The sequence below is a fragment of the Microbacterium sp. LWO12-1.2 genome, from assembly GCF_040675875.1.
Classification (GTDB): domain Bacteria; phylum Actinomycetota; class Actinomycetes; order Actinomycetales; family Microbacteriaceae; genus Microbacterium.
Genome location: NZ_JBEGII010000001.1, coordinates 173299 through 192535, shown reverse-complemented (window position 1 = coordinate 192535; position 19237 = coordinate 173299). Strand labels below are relative to the sequence as shown.

Below are 19237 nucleotides of genomic sequence, written 5' to 3'. Positions count from 1 at the left end.
TTTCAGAACGGCCGCGAAGAAGACCGTTTGGTCAGGGACCATTGCGGGCGCGCTACCGAGGCGCGGAGCCCCGCGGCGATCTGTGCGCACGCAATACCCTGTTCATACATGGACTGGCGGATACTCGCGAAACCACCAGACTCCGCGTCCTGGCTATCGTCCCATCCCGTCACACGGGCGTTCTCGCCCAGCGTGTCGCGCGCTCCAACCGCCAGCTGATCGCTCATTGCGATGACGACGTCAGGTCGAACGCGTTCGATCGCTTCTCGGACCGCCCACGCGCCTTCGGCTCGTCCATTGCGAGGAACCACCGCGACAGGAACATCAGCCCATTCGTGGCCGGCCTGCGTGAGCGCGTCGCGAAACCCTTCCAGACGCGCTCGGGTCACCGGGTAGTCCACCCGTGTGCTTGGCCCTCGGGTGAAACCCCCGACTCGATCCTTGGCCAGCGGGAACGACAGAATCAGCGGTGACGACGCTGTCTCGAGTGCGTACGACGCGATGCTCCGCGCCGCTGCTCGATCATCCGGGGAGACGGAGATGATGCCCTCCACAGCGGGCCCGCCCTGGATCGCGGCGGGACGCCCCGTTGCCGCCACGGCGTCGAGCACGGGGTCGCCGTCGACCGTCGTCCACATCACGAAGCCGTCGACGGCTGCCTCCCGAACACGATCCGCATCGTCAGGTGCGCCGATCGCCGGGATGAGGACAAGTCCGAACTTGTTCTCGACACAGACGTGCGAGACCCCGGAGAGGAATCGAGATGCCTGGGGATCCTCGAACGCATAGCTGAGGTGCTCGCCCAGAACGACCCCCAAGCTTCCGGTTGATCCGCTCCGGAGAGACCTGGCCACCGGGTCAGGGCCCAGATAGCCGAGTCGCCCCGCCGCCGCGAGCACTCGCGCGCGGGTACCCTCTGCGACCCGGTCCGGACGTGTATACGTGTAGCTCACCGTCATTGGCGCGACACCGGCCTCGGCCGCGACATCCCGCATGGTCACTCGGCTACTTTTCACACCCTCAGTCTATATGTGTATCGTTACACATATGCGAACTCCCACTCCCCCCTACCTTGCCTTCGCCGCGTTCGGCGTCTTCTGGGGCATATGGGGCGCCAGCCTGCCCGGGTTGCGCGACGGCGGCGGGTTGACCAACGCGCAATTGGGGGCGGCACTTCTCTGCGTGGGGATCGGCGCCGTTCCAGCCATGGCGCTGACAGGACTGGCCGTGGATCGATTCGGCACACGCGTCGCCGGGTTCTCATTGATCATGCTGGCCCTCTCCGGCATTGCGCTGGCCGCGTTCGGACGCGACATCGCCAGTGTCGCGGCAGGAATGCTGTTGGTCGGAGCGACATCAGGATCCGCCGATGTGGCCGCGAACGCTCTCGCCGGCGCCTCAGAAAAGGCGACCGGGCGGCGAGTGATCACGCTTGCGCATGCCGTGTTCTCGTCCTGCGTGGTCGTGGGCAGTCTCGGCGCCGGGGCGCTGACAGCGGTGACCGCCGACCTCGTGATCACATATGCCGTGGCAGGTCTGGCGATCGCGGGTCTCGGAGTGATTGTCTTCGTCACGGGGCCCCGAGCCACGCGTCCAACCCGACAGGACACGATAGCGCCGCATCGCAAGATCTCAGCCTTCTTGCCTCTCCTCATGGTGGGCGTTGTCGGTGCGCTCGGATTCGCCTCCGAGAACGCGCACCAAAGCTGGGGCGCCGTCTTCCTGACAGACGAACTGCACGCTACTCCTCTCATGGCGTCGCTCGCGCCTGCCGCGTTCGCACTCTTCGCGGCAGCCACTCGCTTCACCGTCGGGGTCTCGCATCGCATCCCCGAGCCCAGCATCCTGCTCGGGGGCGCGGTGACTGCCGTTGCCGGCACACTGATCCTCGCCATCGCACCGAACCTCGCGGTCGCCCTGAGCGGGCTCGCTGTCGCCTCGGTCGGAACCTCGGTCCTGTTCCCGACCCTCCTCAGTCAAGCCACCCGCCACATCGATGAGGACAAGCGCGGCCGCGTGACCTCGGTCGTCGGGACGACCGCGTACCTCGGGTTCATCCTGGGGCCGGTATACGTCGGCTTCCTCTCCAGTGCCTTCGGACTCCGCGGCGCCATGGTCGGGGTGGCGGCACTATGTCTGGCCTTCGCCCTTCTGGCACCGTTCGTCGTCCGCCGGATGCGAAACGTGGCGTCGATGCATGACCATGCGGCCACGCGATGAAGCGTCTCGCCACGGTGGACCTCACGGGTGACGACGACGAACCAGCGGGACAGTTCTCTCCAGGACAGCCTCATCGGACAGAATCGAGTCACGACCGGCGCGTGCGTCGATCATCGAGTGCCGACGCAGCCGCTGACTGCCGAGTGTCATCACGGCATCTTCACGCGAACCGCCAAATGGCCAGCTCGGCCGCATCGTGCTCGAACCGAGTCCGAGACAGATCGCCAGGAGGAGCACGAGCTAGCAGAGCAGTGCGATGATCACCGCCTTCGACTGCTCAGTACCCGCGCGAAGTCGGCGAGGATGACTGAGTCCGAGTCCCCGCATGATGACGCCGAGGGCGACGGGCAAGCCGATGGTGGCCAACCCTGATCCGATGGCACTCGGGGGGCCGACGTAAGGCCTCGAAATCACGCGTTGGCGGGATGCCATCGATTGCCTGGCACGCGGGAGCGCCCCTTTTGGGTCCGGCCGTCCTAGACGGAGAACCTGTTCATGTGGAGTCGATGCACGACCTCGGGGGATGACGGCGCCGGCCAGACCTCGAGAAGGTAGCTTTCAACGACGTCATCGGTAACCCCCTTCAGGCGGTCGCGGCGGCCTCGCACGGAGACGCGTATCCGGTACGTCCCGGGCCCTGAAGGCGTCAGCGTGGGAAGTGACGGAGCATCGCCCAGGATGGCTTCGACTCGCAAGTCGCCGAGGGGAGCGGACACAGAGGCGTCTACGACCTCATCCCATTCGCTCACGGCCTCCAGGCGAGGCTCGGTGTCGAGAGCGCGCACCTCGACTCTGACGTAGCCCATGTCGATCCCTGTTGCGATGACCGCCCCTGTGTCGAGCGTGCAGATGAGACCAGAGCTTGCCGCGAGCTCACGGGGGGACGGCGTCACGGGAAGGCCCGAGTCGGAGATCGCGAAGACGTTGTAGTCGATTCGCACGACCTCGTTGTCCGCTGCGTGATCCATCAGCTCGGGCCTCCCAGGCGGTCAGGGCACCAGTCGAACGTAGAACGGATCCGCTTCGAGAATGCGCTGCTGGCGATAGGTGTTTCCGAGAATAGTGCCGCCGCTCATGTTCTGTGAGGCGTTGATCATGCAGCGGCTGAATCCGGGGCCGGTAGCGACCGCCTGAGGGACCCGTGTTTCCGCGGCTTCCATCCAGGGCCGCTAGCTGACGCATGCCGCGCCAGGGAACCGCGCATGTACCCATCGAGAGCTGCGCGAACGGCGTAGCCGTATAGGAGGAAACATGAGCACCAACATCCAGCAGTCCACCGAGGTTCACGCCTTCCAGGAGGCGTCCTTCATCATCGACGAGTCCGCCGTTGCCGAGAAGGTTCGCTACTGGCTCGACCAGGACGGCCAGCACCCCGAACTCAGCGACGTCGACATCCACAACGTACTTTCCGGTTGGCTCGGCACCGCACTCACCGGCCTCCCCCTGACAGAGGGCAACGTGGTCCGGGTCCTTCGCACTTCTCCCGTCAAGTACGCAGCATCCGAAGAAGACGTGCGCGAGCTGACCGAGCAGGTGCTCGGTGCCATGGACCCTCTTCCGTTGCCCCCGCGCGACAAGCCGATGACGAAGTCCGAGTTCCAGGACCTCAGGATGGACGAGAGCGTGGCGGATGGAAGCGCGCGGAAGCGCGAGCGTTTCGTCGAGTTCACGAACGCTATCCTGCGCGCGCAGCGTGACATCGCCGATTCGGTGGACGACAGCATGAGTGTCGCGCTCGGCTCGGTGTTCCGCACCGCCGGCGTCGACGGGGTCGCCCCGAACCGATACCGGCAGATGAGCGGCTCGGAGCACGTGTCCCTGGAGCCGGACGCGGGCTTCGTCACGCGCAACGGCGGGGTCGACTACGGCTGGGAGTTTGAGGTCGCCACGCTTGTCTCGTCGGACGTTCTGCGCCCCGAGGCCGTTCCCAACATCGTCGTCGGTGTTGTCGGTCATCGACCCGGCGTCCTCGGCCATGCGGCGCCGACGCTCATCAACGAGTTGCTGGACGGCAACCTGGAGGTTCAGCGCGTGACGGGTGACCTCGCCTACTTGCCGCACGCCCATCCTGACCTCGTTCAGCGCCGACTGCGGGAGTACGGTGCGGAGCTCGTGATGGAGTACTCACCGCTTCACGAGGGAAAGGTTCTCGCAGCGTCCGAGGAAGCAGCCCTCGCCGAAGGGACGTGGTACCGGAAGGACATGCCCGACGCGCTGAGGACGGCAATGAGCGACTTCCGAGAGGCTTCAAAGGCCAACCGGAGCGCGGACGGGTCCCGTGTCCTGTCGGCTGACGTTCAGCAGCGGCTGGAGGAGCGCCGTGACGCGCTGCTGGATGCACGCCGAAAGTTCCAGGTAGCCACGCCGTCGTCGGAGTCGAGCAAGTACGAACAGGACTACGCCTACGGGTCGGCAGCATGGTCGATGGCGTTCACCCAGGGCCGCTACGCGAACACGCAGTTCGAGAAGACGTTCCGGGACCGAGAGCGCACCCTCACCCCGCCCACTAGGTGGTACTCCGGCGAGACCGCGCACGGCTTCTTCACCACTCTCATCGTCGCGGCGACCAACGCGCAGCTCATCACCGAGTGGGAGCTGTACCACTCGCTCGACGAAGGCCGCGGCCTGATGGTGGACGAGTGGTACGCGATGTACCAGCTCCTCGTCCCCCGCATCCAGGAAGGTATGGCGCGATGGAGCCGCGAGACCCAGCCTCACGATGCCGGCGCCTACTGGAACGTCGACAACGACGAAGACACCTGTGACTGGCGCCCAGATGGCGCGGCAACCGTCGTCGAGTTCACGCGCGCGACCGACGCACTGGCCGAATCCGTCGCCGATGCTCTGCTGTCCAGCCTCCGCTCCCAGGCGCAGCACTTCCTAAACGATGACCCCGAGACGGAGAACCTGAGCCGCGAAGCTCGCATCGAACTCGCCGTCGACTTCGTCGACGCTAACCGCCACGGCGGCGAGGAAGGAACGTGGCTGCCGGTGCCCGCTGGCGGCGCGCTGCTCGCGGCCGAGGCAACTCTTATCTGGAGCGAGCTGTAGGAGGCAGGGGCCGGGCTGAGGCGGATGTCTCAGCCCGGCCGTCTTGACTCGCGCTCGCGTCCCATCGACTGCAGGATCCGGTTCGAGTAGGAGGTGCCTCGCCTGCAGGGAGACACCATCAGACCACTGAGGCTCGCTCTTCGAACAAGGCCAGTGCTCCGTCGAACGTCTCCAGGGACGTTCGAACGAGAGCGCTCACCAACGCCCAGCTCGATGTTGCGCTGTGGACGTGGGGTTCGGTCTCTCGGATCTGTCGATGCTGAAGCGCCATCACCGCGGCAGCAGAGTTTCCGTGCGCAAGGGAGCTGCACAGACGCCACGCGAGGAGGGGCGACGGCTGCTGAGTGATCTTGAGCCCGCGCCCCACCTCGGTGAGCATGTCCGTGTGACTGAGCCGGGGAAGGTCGAGGGTTGCCTGGTGAAGTCCTTTCACCTTACTTCGCAACAAGTCGAGATGAGCACGGCGCTCAAGGTCCCAGTCCGTTGCCGCATGGCCGCTCGCCACAGTGAACTCGGCGCTGTCACGTTGGTCCCACCACGCCATTCGCAGGGCGCGCAGGACTCGACGGTTGCTCACGCCCGGCTGTACAAGCCAATACCCCGCGGCAGAGGTTTCGAGTGCTGCACGGATGAGGACGTAGCCGGCGTAGTTGGGCAGACCGTGCGCCTCGATGAGCTGATCCAGAGCAGTCAGGTGTTCGGAGGCGAGCTGCAGCTGGAAACACACCTGATGGGAAATCGGACTGTAGGACGTCTTCTCGTCTTCCCTCGCCAGCAGCCCTCCAGGGGCAAGCGTCACAGCCAGCGCACGTGACCTCATCTCATGGATACGCGGGCGCAGCGAGGCGTATTGTTCACGCCCGTACTTCTCGAGGCCGGGATTGACGGTGGAACTGTCAGCCATGTCCCCCGTTCTAGCAGGCTCCGCTCTGTTGAGAGCGGTGGCGTCCGCCAAGATGGGGGAATGACGCAGGTAGTCCTCACGCGTAAGCCCCGCACCGTTTACGTCCTCGGTGCGGGGTTCTCCCGAGCGGTATCCTCCGAGATGCCGGTCACCGATGAGTTAGGCAGTCGAGCCGCCGACAGGCTTGGCATGCTCGGGTCGGCCTTCATTCCGAAGTTCGACGCTGACGGGATCACGTTCGAGACATGGATGTCGTGGTTGTCAGAACGCCAGCCCTACCAGGACGAGGAAGCCTACTTCGACGACCAGGCGAAGTTCGCCGGGTTCACCCGGACTCTCGCTCACATCCTCGACGAAGCTCAGGGGCGCGCATTGCAGGCCGGCCTGCCGACATGGGTATACGAGTTCCTGAGCTTGGTGCACTGGTCGTGCGGGAACGTCGTCACGCTCAATTACGACACCCTCATCGAGACCGCGCTGGACCAAGCCCAGTTGTTCGACAATACCGGGCGCGTCGGATCCGGCTCCGTCGTCACCTCATTTCCGAGCAACGCGTCAGTGATGTTTGGCGACGGACGTGGACACATCGAGCAGCGAGACACGTTCTCCCTCCACAAGCTCCATGGTTCTGTCGATTGGTTCGCTGTCGCCGGAGACCGCACCGGCGCAACCCTGGATCGCTTCACTACGACGCAGTACGCGCATCCGTCGGTGCGGGAGGTCGCCATCGGCGGGCGAGATGTCTTCCTCGTGCCGCCGACATCGAGCAAGACGGGGTACTTCGACAACCCGAAGACGCGGTTCATCTGGCGTCGTGCACAGGAGACGCTTCTCACCGCAGACCGCGTCGTCCTCATGGGATATTCGCTCCCCCTCACCGACTCCGCCCTGGCACGAATGCTGTGGATGACGCTGTCGCCCGGTAAACAGCAGATGGTCGTCGTCAACCCGTACGCCGGCGAGGTCTCAACGCGCTTGACGGCTCTGGGTGTCGACCCCGCAAGAATCACCGAGGTGACAGGGCTGTCCTGCGTGCGTAACTTCGTCGAGGCGGAACGCGACACGCTCGCCCGTGAGGTGGCGTCCGATTTCGCCGGGCAGCACCATGACGCGCCTGTGGCGGTGGGATGGAGCGCGCACTCGATGAGCGCTGTCACCGAGGCGTCGTTCGACGAGGCTGCGGAGACACTACGTCTCGACATCGACGCTCCCGGACAGCCTCTCGCCTCAATCTCCCGCCAACCAGGGCGTTCGAAGGACAATACTTCACGTCACACGCATACTGTCGGAGAGTTGCTGAGTCTCGGCACCCCGGCGAAGATCGTCGCCCGGCACGGGGACCATCGATGGACCATCGCTGCCCGACACGCGGAGCGTGGGGACGCGCCGGCGTGGATTCTTCTCGAGCCCGCAGGAAGCTACGACGTCAATCGTCGTCGGTAGGTAGCCGGTCCGCAAGGAAGCGATGGAGGAAGAAGCACGGCGGCTCTCGATGAGTGTCGAACCAGGTGAACGGGTGGCGAGCTTCAACAAGAAGCGGGAGCATCGGCAGTCCCAGTGGAAGTTCCCAAATCATCTCTGGCCTTGGCCACTGCCGGCGCCGGCTATCGCCTCTGGGTGACCCGAACCGTGTACGTTCCATGGAGATCGAGACGGGCGAAGTGACCGCGAACGACGTGCGTGACGCTCTCATCGAGGATCTCGATAGAGGTCACGTTCCAGCCCTCCCGTTCTTTCGCGAGAGCCGTCGCCTCGTCGACGACCTTCGCCAGCGGGAGTCGCGGATCCTTCGGGCGCACCGGCATCTCCGAAAGGCCAAGGGACTGCAGGCGATGCTCCGCAGTGGACGCGTATTGGAAATCGATGTCGAAGTGCCGCTCATCCGACCACCGCGCGCCGAGTTCCATCGACAGGAAGTCACGCAGCTGACCCGCGTCTTCCGGAAGTTCGACGACCACACGAAGCCCCTCGGTGTCGGACTTGTGCTCCAGCTCGAAGGTGAAGGTGGTGATGATGTCGACCATGGCATCAACCTAGCGCGCAGTGCGGTTTGATGGGTGCAACACCGCCTTGCCGGAAGGACCGTTCATGACCATCAATCAGTGGTCTCGCCTGAAACTCACGCGCAGCTGGTGGATCTTCAGCGAGCTTCTTGGACGGGTCGAGACGTGGAACACGTCTGGCGAGTTCTCAGCGGACGTGCGCGTGCTCGAGGACAGGACCGCCCTGGAGTTCCTCACTCCATCCGGGTTCCGACCCCCGGTCGCAGAATGGGGCCTGCTCCTCGGCGACGCGGTGCACAACGCTCGGTCGGCCCTCGACGCGCTCGTCTGGGACCTCGCACACTCCGATGGGGCGACGCCGTCCAAGCCCGGCAGGGTAGCCTTCCCCGTCACGACCAATGAGCGCGAGTGGATGAACAACATGAAGGCGTTGGAGATGGTTCCGGGGGCACATCTGGAGCGGATACGCCTTGCCCAGCCGTGGGTCACTTCTCCCGACAATCCGCAGCTCGATTGGCTGAGCGTTCTGAGCCGATTGGACAACGATGACAAGCATCGCGGACGCGTGGTCGCAGTGCCGCTCGAGGAGGGCGTGGAGCTGCATCTCAACGGTCTGACGCTCGGTGACCGGCTCCCCGAGGGCGGGTACTTCCACGTGTGGGGATCCGGGTTGTCCGGAACGGAAGCGGCCGGCACCCCGTTCGCTCGATTCGGTTTCGGCGCGCTCATCGCCGGAGAGGATACGGCCGCGGGCACGGCCACTATCAATCTCGCTCCTGCCGTGACGGTGTTTGACCAAGTGTTCCCCGTTGGGGCATTGCAGGAAGGGATGCTCCGCTACGTCCGGCAAGTGCTGGATGAAGTCGCGACGGGCAGCGAGTTGCAGGAGGCATGGATCACGCCGGAGTCCTTCGACCCCACCGCAGGTCCTCCTCGGTAGATGTCAGACAGAATGCCCTCGCTTCGCCCGCGGCGAAAATCGGGGATGCGCTGTTAACTCCGATGCGCACGGCGTTCGACACATCGGTCCCGGGCTTGGCCGACGGCCCGATCACCCGTATCGCCGTCGCGGAGCTCCTCGACGACGCGGGCGTCACTGGCGTCACCGACTTGGCCCGCGCGCTAGGCTCCGACGGTGGACATCGACCTCAAGCTGGCAGACCCGTCCGTCCAGATCAACGACGACGTGCCGCTCTGGCGTTACGTCGATCTCCCGAAATTCCTCGACCTCCTCACCACCGAATCGCTGAAGATGCCACACGCGTCGAGCATGGAAGACGCCTACGAGGGAATGATGGCGCCCGGCGCCATCGCTGGGACGATTGCGAAGGATCTGGCGGACGGCGCACCCGGATACTTCCGGCACGCTCGCATCAACAAGATCCATAAGGACTCGTTGTTTCTGACACATCGGACCTACATCTCCTGTTGGACCGCCTTCCCGTCTGAGAACGCTGGCCTATGGCGCCTTTACGGTGATGAGAAGGGCGTAGCGATTCGGACGACGTGGGGGTCGCTCCGCAACTCCCTCGCCGGCACCGCCGACTGCGTGCGTGACGTCTTCTACGGCAAGGTCGACTACCGCTCGGCCCAGGAGGACGACCGGATTCCGCAGACCTACACGGACCAGTACTTCATCAAGCGGAGAGAGTTCTCCCACGAGAACGAGTTCCGTCTCGTCGCCCACGACGAATCCCGCGAGCACAAGTACAACGAACCGTCTCTCGAGGGACTCCCCCGCCTGGCGACTCTGCCTTGCGACCTGAACACCCTCGTCGAGGAAGTGGTGGTCAGCCCGCGGCTCGGCGAGTGGGTGTGGGAGACCGTGAAAGCCGTGTCTCATACATATGGAGGGAACTGGAACGTCACCCATTCCCGTCTCTACCAGCCACCGCCTGACGAGATCATGGACTACTAAAGGCCGCGCTTCTCACAACCAGACCAGGGTGAGCTGCGCGCGGTTTGTGCCGGTACCCGCCATCGAGGAGCGCGGTGATCTCTTCGTTGGATAGCACCTGCTCGACGCAATGGATGTGCGAGCAGCGCTAGTCGTAGCTGCGATGGACATGCCAGTCCTCCTCCGCCTTGTACACGTCGAAGACGAACGACAGCCCCTCGTCATTGGTGCCCTGGAACCTCCAGGCGTAGAGTCCCCGACCCGGCTCGAGGCCCGTGCTCCATACCGAGTGCCGTAGGCGTGTGGGGGTGTCTGTCACGCGCCACCGTCGACCGCGGTACACCATGCGCTCGGGAATGTCGTTGTTGAGCCATAGAGTCACAGGGTGTTCGGCGGTCGGGAGCATGCACACGAGAATAGAACATAGTTTCGATACTTGCTAGTCTGGCCGGAGAAAGGATGCCGGTATGGGGACGAGCAAGCGACTAGCCCCGTATTACGACAAGCAAGCCCAGCATCAGGCGATTCTTTCCGCAGCGAGAGCCGGTCCTCTGCAGTCACTCTCCGACCGCGAGCTCGCCCTCCGCGAGTATCCGCTGACTATCTACCCTCACCCGCTTCAACCGGTGAGTGCATGGGTCCGGTTCGGTCCGGAGGCTATCCGCGTTGACGCGAAGCTCGCCCGGTCGACGCCCCTGACCGCGGGCATCGAGTTTCGCGCCGGAGAGAGAACCTTCCGTTGTTGGGTCTGGGGCAACGCCGTACAACATCGGGAGGGATGACGCCTGGCAGAATCTGGCACATGAGAGTTGCAGTGCTACTGGGGGCCGGGGCGTCGCTCGACGCTGGGCTGAAGACCACATACGGCCTCGCGCAGGATCTGATGACCCGCATCAACTCCCGAGATGTCCGCACCTGGGATGCGGTGCAGCCAGAGCTCCTTCTTCACGGCCACATGCACGTCCCTGGCGGCGGCATGACCGACGACGGACGACGGGGGGGGGAAGCATGGGCCGCGACACACAACCGGGCAGTGTCGGCATCCTCGACATGGAAACACTGACCATGGAAACGCCGACACTGCGACAGATCCGAGAAGCTGCCGGCTTCTAGGACCGCGTGGCAGCGACGATGCGAGCGATGAGCTCTCCAGCGAGCTCGTCCGCATTACTACTGATGGCATCGCCGAGAACCGTGTCCAGCATCGGAACGGGGAACTTGTCGTCGTATCCCATGCCCAAGGAGGCCGAGTTCCGATGACCCACGGCGGAGGCATCGCCAACCATGAGCAGGCGTGATGGCTCGATTCGGGCCGTGAAACCGTACCGTCCGGCGACCGGCAGCTGCACACTCATCAAGAGCTGCAGCACACGAGCAACGCGCGGACGGATCTGCGCTGGATCCAGGACACTCCCCAACATGTCATGGGGCAGCGTGATCCAGGCCGTCCGCTGACCGCTCCGGGTGACGAGGATCCCCGCCGCATCGTCCGAGCCTGTCTTCGCGTACGCGACCTCCGATGTCGAGCCATTGTCCACGGCAGATGCTTGCGCGAACAAGCCAGACGCTCGCCCCGCGGTGACGAATTCTTCTTCCATAGCCTCCAACTGGCTCAAACGCAGGACCTGCCCATCGGCAGGAACGAGCGTGACCTCCAGCGCGGCATAGGTGTCGTTGGACCACTGGCGCGGGAGTGCGGCCTCTCGCGCCACGAAACCAAGCGTGACGCTCGAAGGCTCCCATCCGAGCGCGGGCGGAGACGGCGTCGGGGCTACCTTCGTCACGTCTGCGGTCGCGCGCGCCCCCGGGAATGGCGGCTCCGAGGTCGGCTTGCTGCGCCCCGGCTCGACCGCTGCGATCAGAGTCGCGGCCGCATCTTCCCTGCTGAGCCCGATAAGGTTCGCGTGCACGATCTGGCTGAGCAGACCATCGAGCTCTGTCTTCTCGACGAGCACCGGGACGACGTTCAGCGACTGCCCTTCCGGGTCCTTCGCGAACGCAGCCGCCCATTCCGCGGTGGTGTACTGACTCTGCAAGAACGCCGGCGACAACACGACCAACGTCCGCTTCGCTCTCTTGGACGCCTTGTCCATCTCGATAACGAAGTTGCTACCGACCTTGAAGTCCCACTTCTGGATGACGGTCGTGTACCCGGCCAGTTCTAGCTGCCAGGCAATCCACTCTGCCCACTCGGAATCAGCCGAGGTGTAGCTAATGAAGAAGTCGCGAGGGTCGCTGTCAGACGGGGTGCTCATACAGCGATCTTGGCAGAGGAGACCGACACGAGGGCCGAGGTTAGCGTGACCCCAGCACGATTCCGTGCGTGTGCGGAAGACCACCGCCGCGAAGGTGGCGTGCAATCTCGGCGGCGGCATCCCGGGAGGCGGCGCTCATGGCTGCGTACGCCTCCTGCCACCCGCCGTTCGTCAGATCCATGAGATACAACACTGTCGCTTGGTCACCGATGTCCACCCGCCAATCCGGCTCTGCGGCGTCGAACGCATCAACGACCACGGTGTCGGGGAGGCCAGCCCGAACGAACTGCCCGAACGAAGGATCGAGGAGGAAGTCCGGGTCGTGATGAACTGCTAGAAGAGCGGCATTCAGATCCCGGCAGCGAGGAAACGACGCTGATTCTCACGCCTCCATCAGCGTGCTTGTCGTCGAGGGTCCCGTCGACCCAGACCTCTTTTGAGTTGACGTTGGCTCCCGCTCGGGGGGCTCCTCGTAGTCCGCGGTACGTTCGGTCCATGAACATCACGCGGTACGACGGAAATGGAAACGAGTTGCGTCCCGGTCTGCGCAGCCGCCACCGGCACAACTCCGAGAACCTGAAGCTTGAGATCTACACCGTGCTGGACGCAGTCGAACCCGACAGCTGGCATGCAGAAGTCACGATCTTCAACGAGGTCGTCATCAACGTCCCCGGCCCGTTCCCGAACGACATCGCAGCGTTGGCTGCTGCCGAAGCGGCGCTCCAGCAGCGCGCTGTCGAGATCTTCCGCGAACCGCGCTGACTGCCGCCATCCGCCTCGTTCGGCGGCGTGAGTTGCGCGGGTCTGAGACACGATCTGAAGAGCGGGAGCGGTGTTCCTAACGAACACCCCCTGCAGTCGCCGAAAACAGGGGTTCGACGAGGAAAGCCGCCGGGGTTCCGGCGGCTTTCCTCGTTTGACCTGGCCTTCTGAGATACGAGAACAAAATCCTCGAGATCCGGGAATGGCCCCTGGTGGCGAGTGAGGGATTCGAACCCCCGAATGCTGAGCAGTCTGATTTACAGTCAGATCCCTTTGGCCGCTTGGGTAACTCGCCAGAGCGCACCCGTCCGACTTGAACAGCCAACCGGGGGCACGAAAGATAATCATACCCGCCAGACGCGGGTGCAAGAAATCGAGCCGTCAGCTGCCGTTCACGCCGCGGCCGGAGTCCGCGAGCGACTCCGGAGTACGCAGCAATCCGCCCTCTGCGCGGCACGTCGCAGCGGCCACGTCCATGGCCCGTGACAGCAGCGCACGCCACTCCCCCAGCTCCGTCGGCGACTGTGCGACCAGACCCTCCGACACCGCCGCGAGCGTCGCATCCCCCGCGCCGACCGTATCGATCACAGCGCCGGGCAGCTGTGCGATCGGTGCCGACGCTACGCCGGCATCCGTGTCGATCGTGGCACCGTCGGCTCCGGCTGTGGCCAGCACCGCAGCGGCGCCCAGGTCGCGGAGGCGCACCCGCAGAGCATCCAGGTCACCGTCGTAGAGGATCGCAGCGTCGTCCGCTCCGACCTTCACGATCGCCGCATCGGCCACGAGGCGCTCGAACCCGCGCACGAACTCCGCGCGATCGCTCAGCATGCCCGTCCGCGGGTTGGGGTCCACCGCGACGCGGGCATCGGCCAGAGCGTCGACGAGAGCGTCGACCTCTGTCGGCACGTCGAAGGGGAAGCAGCTGATCGCGACAAGACCGGCATCCGCGATCGCAGCGCGCGCCTCGTCAGAGTAGCGGATGCTGCGCTGCTGCGCCGCCTCGTTGAAGACGTATTGCGGCTCACCGTTCGCCGCACGCTGCACGATCGCCCGAGATGACCCGTGCGGGGCCTCGCTCGAGATCAGTCGAACTCCATGGTCGGTCAGGTACTCGCGGATATGCGCACCCGCTTCGTCGTCACCGACCATCGCGATCAGCGTCGTGTCGACCCCCAGACGCCGCAGGCCGACAGCCACGTTGAGCGCCGCACCTCCGACCAACTCGCGCACGCCGGAATCGTCACGGATCTCGTCGATCAGGGCATCGCCGATCACGACCACGGAACCGGCGGGAGAAGTCACGTTGCTCACCCGCCGACACTACCGCGCCGTGGGTGGCGCGGGGGTATCCCGCGATCCTTCCCCTCCCCCGGCATTCCGGGCAGTACGGTGTGGCCATGAACGTCCGCCTCGCCGGCGCCGCCGCCGCTCTTGCACTCATCGCCGCGCTTGTCGCGTGCGCACCGCAAACGGGAGGCGGTGCCGGTGATGATCCGTCGTCGAGCCCCACGGCATCCGAGACGGACGGGCCGGACGCGACAGGGGCCCCCTCCCCCAGCCCGACACCGTCGATCGCTCCGATCGCGCTGCCGACCGACTGCCGCGCGATCCTGTCGGCCGACGTGCTGGCGCAGCTCGACGGCATCCCTCTCAACGACGCCGCATTCGGCCCCTCGGGCGTCGGCAGCGACGGCACGCTCACCTGCATCTGGGGCGACCCCGCGGCCGACACTACGGGCCTCACCACCACGATCTCGAAGATGAACCGCGGCCCCGCGCTCGACATGCTGAACGCGCTGGCCGACGACGAGGGCTTCTCGTGCTTCACGCCCGACGGCGGCACCCGCTGCGAGAAGACCTGGCAGAACGAGCAGTACCCCGTCACCGACGGCCGCACCCTGTTCTGGCGCCAGGACGTGCTGATCGACACCCGCTACTCGAACCTCGCCCCGACGGGATACACCTCCGCGATCGTGGCGCACCTTTTCGACTGATCGCATCGCCCGTTCCGACGGCTTTCTCCCGAAGAGAAGGAGTCTTTCGCCGATTTTGTCCGTCAAAGCGCGCGATCTCCGTCAAAGCGCGCGATCTCCGTCAAAGCGCGCGATCTCCGTCAAAGTGCGCGATCTCCTCCGAAGGCGAGACCCCCCGGACACGAAGAAGGCCCCAGGCGAATCGCCTGGGGCCTTCTCAGTCACTCAGTACTCAGTTGTAGGTACCGGGGGTGATGTCGTCCGTCGAGAACGCGTCGAAGTCGACGTAGCCGAAGTCGCCGTCCGCGTACGCGCCGTCGGATGCGAAGATCCGGTTCGGGTAGCGCTCGCTCTTGGCTTCCTCGGTGGCCTCGACCGTGACGTCGCGGTACTTCGAGAGACCGGTTCCGGCGGGGATGAGCTTTCCGATGATGACGTTCTCCTTGAGACCGACCAGCGGGTCGCGCTTGCCCTCCATGGCGGCCTGCGTGAGCACGCGGGTCGTCTCCTGGAAGGACGCAGCGGACAGCCACGACTCGGTCGCAAGCGACGCCTTTGTGATACCCATCAGCTCCGGACGGCCGGACGCGGGGCGCTTGCCCTCTGCCACAGCCTCGCGGTTGATCGCCTGGTAGCGCTTGAGGTCGACCATCTCACCCGGCAGCAGGGTCGTGTCGGCGTGATCGACGACGGTGACCTTGCGGAGCATCTGGCGGACGATGACCTCGATGTGCTTGTCGTGGATCGGCACACCCTGCGAGCGGTACACGCCCTGGACGCCGCCGACGAGGTAACGCTGCACCTCGCGCGCACCCATGACACGCATGATCTCCTTGGGGTCGAGCGTTCCGACCAGGATCGGCTGACCGACGGTGACGTGCTGGCCATCCTCGACGAGAAGCGTCGCACGCTTCAGCACCGGGTAGATGACGGGCTCGTCGCCGCTGTCGGGCGTCAGGATGACCTTCTTGCCCTTGTCGGTCTCGTCGATCGTGATGCGACCGTCGGCCTCGGAGATCGGGGACGCACCCTTGGGGGTACGAGCCTCGAAGAGCTCCTGCACACGGGGCAGACCCTGCGTGATGTCATCCGCCGATGCCGAACCACCCGTGTGGAAGGTACGCATCGTCAGCTGGGTTCCGGGCTCACCGATCGACTGGGCCGCGATGATGCCGACGGCCTCGCCGATGTCGACAGTCTTACCCGTCGCCAGCGAACGGCCGTAGCACTGCGCGCACACACCGACGGCGGAGTCGCAGGTCAGGACCGAGCGCACCTTGATGGTCTCGACACCGGCCGCGACCAGCTTGTCGATCAGCACGTCACCGACGTCTTCACCGGCATCGGCGAGAACGTCGCCGTTGCTGTCGATGACGGCGGAGGAGAGCGTACGAGCGAACACGGAGTTCTCGACGTTGGCGTCGCGAACGAGCGTGCCGGACGAGTCCACTGCAGCGATCGGGAGCTCGAGGCCCTTCGACGTGCCACAGTCCTCTTCGCGGATGATGACGTCCTGCGAGACATCCACCAGACGACGGGTCAGGTAACCCGAGTCGGCGGTACGCAGAGCGGTGTCGGCCAGACCCTTACGGGTACCGTGCGTCGCGATGAAGTACTCCGCCACCGACAGACCCTCGCGGTACGAGGAGATGATCGGACGCGGGATGATCTCACCCTTGGGGTTGTTCACCAGACCACGCATACCGGCGATGTTCCGGATCTGCAGCCAGTTACCACGAGCACCCGACGACACCATGCGGTTGATGGTGTTGTCCTCGGGGAAGTTGGCCTTCATGGCCGCCTGAACCTCGTCGGTCGCCTCGGTCCAGATCTTGATGAGCTCCTGGCGACGCTCCGAGTCGGTCGTCAGACCCTTCTCGTACTGCGACTGGACCTTCGCGGCCTGCTTCTCGTAGCCCGCGACGATCTCCGCCTTGTTCGGCGGGGTCAGGATGTCGCTCAGGGCGACGGTCACACCGGAGCGCGTGGCCCAGTAGAAGCCGGCGTCCTTGATGCGGTCCAGCGATGCAGCGGTCTCGACCTTGGGGTACTCCTCGGCCAGCTTGTTGACGATCTGCGACAGCTTGTTCTTGTCAGCCTGCTCGCGGACGAACGGGTAGCCCTTCGGCAGCGTGTCGTTGAAGATCGCCTGACCCAGCGAGGCGTCCACGAGACCGTGGCGCTCGTAGCCCTCGGGGGCTTCGCCCTCGAGGAAGGTCAGACCGGGGATGCGGATGCGGATCTTCGCCTGCAGGTCGAGGGTTCCCTCGTCCTTGGCCAGGATCGCCTCGCCCACCGAACCGAATGCACGGCCCTCACCGGCTGCGCCCGCCTTGACCGTGGTCAGGTGGTGCAGACCGATGATCATGTCCTGCGAAGGCAGGGTGACCGGGCGTCCGTCGGACGGCTTCAGGATGTTGTTCGAGGCGAGCATCAGCACGCGGGCCTCGGCCTGAGCCTCGACAGACAGCGGCAGGTGCACAGCCATCTGGTCACCATCGAAGTCGGCGTTGAACGCGGCGCAGACGAGCGGGTGCAGCTGGATGGCCTTACCCTCGACGAGCTGCGGCTCGAACGCCTGGATGCCGAGGCGGTGCAGCGTGGGTGCACGGTTCAGCAGAACCGGACGCTCACGGATGATCTCCTCGAGCACGTCCCAGACCTCGGGACGGGTGCGCTCGACGGCACGCTTGGCGGCCTTGATGTTCTGCGAGTGACCGAGGTCGATCAGGCGCTTGATGACGAACGGCTTGAAGAGCTCCAGAGCCATCTGCTTGGGCAGACCGCACTGGTGCAGCTTCAGCTGCGGGCCGACGATGATGACCGAACGGCCCGAGTAGTCGACACGCTTGCCGAGCAGGTTCTGACGGAAACGACCCTGCTTACCCTTGAGCATGTCGCTGAGCGACTTCAGGGCACGGTTACCGGTACCGGTGACGGGGCGACCACGGCGACCGTTGTCGAACAGTGCGTCGACGGCCTCCTGCAGCATGCGCTTCTCGTTGTTGACGATGATCTCGGGGGCACCGAGGTCGATCAGACGACGAAGACGGTTGTTGCGGTTGATCACACGACGGTAGAGGTCGTTGAGGTCGGAGGTCGCGAAGCGGCCACCGTCGAGCTGCACCATCGGGCGCAGCTCCGGCGGAATCACCGGAACGACGTCGAGGACCATGGCGGCCGGGCTCATGCCGGTCTCCAGGAACGAGCTGACGACCTTCAGACGCTTGATCGCACGGATCTTGCGCTGGCCCTTGCCCTCGGAGATCTGCAGACGCAGGTTCTCCGCCTCGGCGACGAGGTCGAACGCCGCGAGGCGACGCTGGATCGACTCGGCGCCCATGTAGGCCTCGAAATACTGACCGAAACGGTCCTGCAGCTCGTGGAAGACGTCATCCTCGGGGCGGAGTGCACCGACCTCGAGAGTGCGGAAGTCCTCCCACACGCGCTCGAGCTTGGCGATCGCCTCGTCGGCACCCTTGCGGATGAGCGACATCTCCTTCTCGGCGGCGTCCTTGACCTTCTTCTTGACGTCGGCCTTGGCACCCTCGGCCTCGAGAGCAGCGAGCTCCTCCTCGAGACGGGCGAGGCGCTCGGCGATCTTCGAGTCGCGACGGTCACCGAGCGTCTTGAGCTCGAGACGGATGTTGTTCTCCTGCGTGCCGAGGTCACGGTGACGAGCATCCTCGTCGACCGAGATCACCATGTACGCGGCGAAGTAGATGACCTTCTCGAGGTCCTTCGGCGCCATGTCGAGCAGGTAGCCCAGACGCGAGGGCACGCCCTTGAAGTACCAGATGTGGGTGACGGGAGCGGCGAGCTCGATGTGACCCATGCGCTCACGACGGACGGAGCTCTTGGTGACCTCCACGCCGCAACGCTCGCAGACGATGCCCTTGAAGCGGACACGCTTGTACTTGCCGCAGGCGCACTCCCAGTCGCGGGACGGGCCGAAGATCTGCTCTCCGAAGAGACCATCCTTCTCCGGCTTCAGCGTGCGGTAGTTGATGGTTTCGGGCTTCTTGACCTCACCGTACGACCACGCGCGGATGTGGTCCGCAGTGGCCAGGCCGATGCGAAGCTCGTCGAAAGTGTTTGACTCGAGCACTAATTCTCCTGTGTCGGAATTCTTCTGAAGAAATCGGGGGCTTCGACAGGCTCAGCAACCCACT

16 protein-coding genes and 1 tRNA gene are annotated in these 19237 nt (G+C 64.8%); 7 read left to right on the top strand and 10 right to left on the bottom strand.

The window, feature by feature from the left end:
• Positions 1–2 precede the first annotated feature (2 nt).
• Entirely contained in the window at positions 3–995 is a 993-nt protein-coding gene (locus MRBLWO12_RS00935) for a LacI family DNA-binding transcriptional regulator (RefSeq protein ID WP_363558477.1), read from the bottom strand.
• A 52-nt stretch (positions 996–1047) separates the two neighbouring features.
• Between MRBLWO12_RS00935 and MRBLWO12_RS00930 the strand changes: the two genes are divergently transcribed.
• Positions 1048–2220 carry an MFS transporter gene (locus MRBLWO12_RS00930; RefSeq protein ID WP_363551794.1) on the top strand — a complete coding sequence of 391 codons (1173 nt, stop codon included), beginning with the start codon at positions 1048–1050 and terminating at the stop codon, positions 2218–2220.
• A gap of 476 nt (positions 2221–2696) precedes the next feature.
• Here MRBLWO12_RS00930 and MRBLWO12_RS00925 read toward each other — a convergent pair whose 3' ends face one another.
• Together MRBLWO12_RS00925 and MRBLWO12_RS00920 are read right to left on the bottom strand one after the other, a co-directional pair.
• Positions 2697–3188 (bottom strand): hypothetical protein, encoded by a 492-nt coding sequence (locus tag MRBLWO12_RS00925; RefSeq protein WP_363551792.1) that lies wholly within the window; start codon positions 3186–3188, stop codon positions 2697–2699.
• Between the two features lie 21 nt (positions 3189–3209).
• Positions 3210–3380 (bottom strand): hypothetical protein, encoded by a 171-nt coding sequence (locus MRBLWO12_RS00920; RefSeq protein WP_363551790.1) that lies wholly within the window; start codon positions 3378–3380, stop codon positions 3210–3212.
• Positions 3381–3471: 91 nt separating this feature from the next.
• On the opposite strand from MRBLWO12_RS00920, the gene MRBLWO12_RS00915 reads away from it, so the two are divergent.
• A complete protein-coding gene (locus MRBLWO12_RS00915) occupies positions 3472–5271 on the top strand; it encodes a hypothetical protein (RefSeq protein ID WP_363551789.1) in 1800 nt (599 codons plus the stop codon).
• A 118-nt stretch (positions 5272–5389) separates the two neighbouring features.
• Here the strand turns inward: MRBLWO12_RS00915 and MRBLWO12_RS00910 are convergent, their stop codons facing one another.
• Positions 5390–6175 (bottom strand): hypothetical protein, encoded by a 786-nt coding sequence (locus MRBLWO12_RS00910; RefSeq protein ID WP_363551788.1) that lies wholly within the window; start codon positions 6173–6175, stop codon positions 5390–5392.
• 189 nt (positions 6176–6364) lie between these two features.
• Here MRBLWO12_RS00910 and MRBLWO12_RS00905 point away from each other — a divergent pair, with 189 nt between their 5' ends.
• Positions 6365–7618 carry a hypothetical protein gene (locus MRBLWO12_RS00905; protein WP_363551787.1) on the top strand — a complete coding sequence of 418 codons (1254 nt, stop codon included), beginning with the start codon at positions 6365–6367 and terminating at the stop codon, positions 7616–7618.
• Between the two features lie 161 nt (positions 7619–7779).
• Here the strand turns inward: MRBLWO12_RS00905 and MRBLWO12_RS00900 are convergent, their stop codons facing one another.
• Entirely contained in the window at positions 7780–8199 is a 420-nt protein-coding gene (locus tag MRBLWO12_RS00900; protein ID WP_363551786.1) for a hypothetical protein, read from the bottom strand.
• Positions 8200–8263: 64 nt separating this feature from the next.
• On the opposite strand from MRBLWO12_RS00900, the gene MRBLWO12_RS00895 reads away from it, so the two are divergent.
• A complete protein-coding gene (locus MRBLWO12_RS00895) occupies positions 8264–9118 on the top strand; it encodes a hypothetical protein (RefSeq protein ID WP_363551785.1) in 855 nt (284 codons plus the stop codon).
• Positions 9119–9313: 195 nt separating this feature from the next.
• A complete protein-coding gene (locus MRBLWO12_RS00890) occupies positions 9314–10096 on the top strand; it encodes a DUF2971 domain-containing protein (RefSeq protein ID WP_363551784.1) in 783 nt (260 codons plus the stop codon).
• 127 nt (positions 10097–10223) lie between these two features.
• Here the strand turns inward: MRBLWO12_RS00890 and MRBLWO12_RS00885 are convergent, their stop codons facing one another.
• Both MRBLWO12_RS00885 and MRBLWO12_RS00880 read right to left on the bottom strand, forming a co-directional pair.
• A complete protein-coding gene (locus MRBLWO12_RS00885) occupies positions 10224–10481 on the bottom strand; it encodes a hypothetical protein (protein WP_363551783.1) in 258 nt (85 codons plus the stop codon).
• Between the two features lie 703 nt (positions 10482–11184).
• Positions 11185–12330 (bottom strand): toll/interleukin-1 receptor domain-containing protein, encoded by a 1146-nt coding sequence (locus tag MRBLWO12_RS00880; protein WP_363551782.1) that lies wholly within the window; start codon positions 12328–12330, stop codon positions 11185–11187.
• Between the two features lie 495 nt (positions 12331–12825).
• On the opposite strand from MRBLWO12_RS00880, the gene MRBLWO12_RS00875 reads away from it, so the two are divergent.
• Positions 12826–13092: a hypothetical protein gene (locus MRBLWO12_RS00875; protein ID WP_363551781.1), complete on the top strand. Its 267-nt coding sequence runs from the start codon at positions 12826–12828 to the stop codon at positions 13090–13092.
• Between the two features lie 210 nt (positions 13093–13302).
• Here the strand turns inward: MRBLWO12_RS00875 and MRBLWO12_RS00870 are convergent.
• Together MRBLWO12_RS00870 and MRBLWO12_RS00865 are read right to left on the bottom strand one after the other, a co-directional pair.
• Positions 13303–13387: transfer RNA gene (locus tag MRBLWO12_RS00870), tRNA-Tyr, on the bottom strand.
• A gap of 86 nt (positions 13388–13473) precedes the next feature.
• On the bottom strand, positions 13474–14403 hold the full coding sequence (locus MRBLWO12_RS00865) for a PfkB family carbohydrate kinase (RefSeq protein ID WP_363551780.1): 930 nt from the start codon (positions 14401–14403) through the stop codon (positions 13474–13476).
• 86 nt (positions 14404–14489) lie between these two features.
• Between MRBLWO12_RS00865 and MRBLWO12_RS00860 the strand changes: the two genes are divergently transcribed.
• The gene (locus tag MRBLWO12_RS00860) at positions 14490–15086 is read left to right on the top strand and encodes a hypothetical protein (RefSeq protein WP_363551779.1); all 597 of its coding nucleotides are present in this window, start codon (positions 14490–14492) and stop codon (positions 15084–15086) included.
• Positions 15087–15297: 211 nt separating this feature from the next.
• Here MRBLWO12_RS00860 and rpoC read toward each other — a convergent pair whose 3' ends face one another.
• Entirely contained in the window at positions 15298–19173 is a 3876-nt protein-coding gene (gene rpoC / locus MRBLWO12_RS00855; protein WP_363551778.1) for a DNA-directed RNA polymerase subunit beta', read from the bottom strand.
• Positions 19174–19237 lie beyond the last annotated feature (64 nt).

What these genes read in the sequence shown, in the direction of transcription:
- MRBLWO12_RS00900 (WP_363551786.1), bottom strand. Translation starts at nt 8,199, where the DNA reads ATGGTCGACATCATCACCACCTTCACCTTCGAGCTGGAGCACAAGTCC.
- MRBLWO12_RS00915 (WP_363551789.1), top strand. Translation starts at nt 3,472, where the DNA reads ATGAGCACCAACATCCAGCAGTCCACCGAGGTTCACGCCTTCCAGGAG.
- MRBLWO12_RS00880 (WP_363551782.1), bottom strand. Translation starts at nt 12,330, where the DNA reads ATGAGCACCCCGTCTGACAGCGACCCTCGCGACTTCTTCATTAGCTAC.
- MRBLWO12_RS00875 (WP_363551781.1), top strand. Translation starts at nt 12,826, where the DNA reads ATGAACATCACGCGGTACGACGGAAATGGAAACGAGTTGCGTCCCGGT.
- MRBLWO12_RS00860 (WP_363551779.1), top strand. Translation starts at nt 14,490, where the DNA reads ATGAACGTCCGCCTCGCCGGCGCCGCCGCCGCTCTTGCACTCATCGCC.
- MRBLWO12_RS00895 (WP_363551785.1), top strand. Translation starts at nt 8,264, where the DNA reads ATGACCATCAATCAGTGGTCTCGCCTGAAACTCACGCGCAGCTGGTGG.
- MRBLWO12_RS00905 (WP_363551787.1), top strand. Translation starts at nt 6,365, where the DNA reads ATGCTCGGGTCGGCCTTCATTCCGAAGTTCGACGCTGACGGGATCACG.
- MRBLWO12_RS00885 (WP_363551783.1), bottom strand. Translation starts at nt 10,481, where the DNA reads ATGCTCCCGACCGCCGAACACCCTGTGACTCTATGGCTCAACAACGAC.
- MRBLWO12_RS00910 (WP_363551788.1), bottom strand. Translation starts at nt 6,175, where the DNA reads ATGGCTGACAGTTCCACCGTCAATCCCGGCCTCGAGAAGTACGGGCGT.
- MRBLWO12_RS00935 (WP_363558477.1), bottom strand. Translation starts at nt 995, where the DNA reads ATGCGGGATGTCGCGGCCGAGGCCGGTGTCGCGCCAATGACGGTGAGC.
- MRBLWO12_RS00920 (WP_363551790.1), bottom strand. Translation starts at nt 3,380, where the DNA reads ATGGAAGCCGCGGAAACACGGGTCCCTCAGGCGGTCGCTACCGGCCCC.
- MRBLWO12_RS00925 (WP_363551792.1), bottom strand. Translation starts at nt 3,188, where the DNA reads ATGGATCACGCAGCGGACAACGAGGTCGTGCGAATCGACTACAACGTC.
- MRBLWO12_RS00930 (WP_363551794.1), top strand. Translation starts at nt 1,048, where the DNA reads ATGCGAACTCCCACTCCCCCCTACCTTGCCTTCGCCGCGTTCGGCGTC.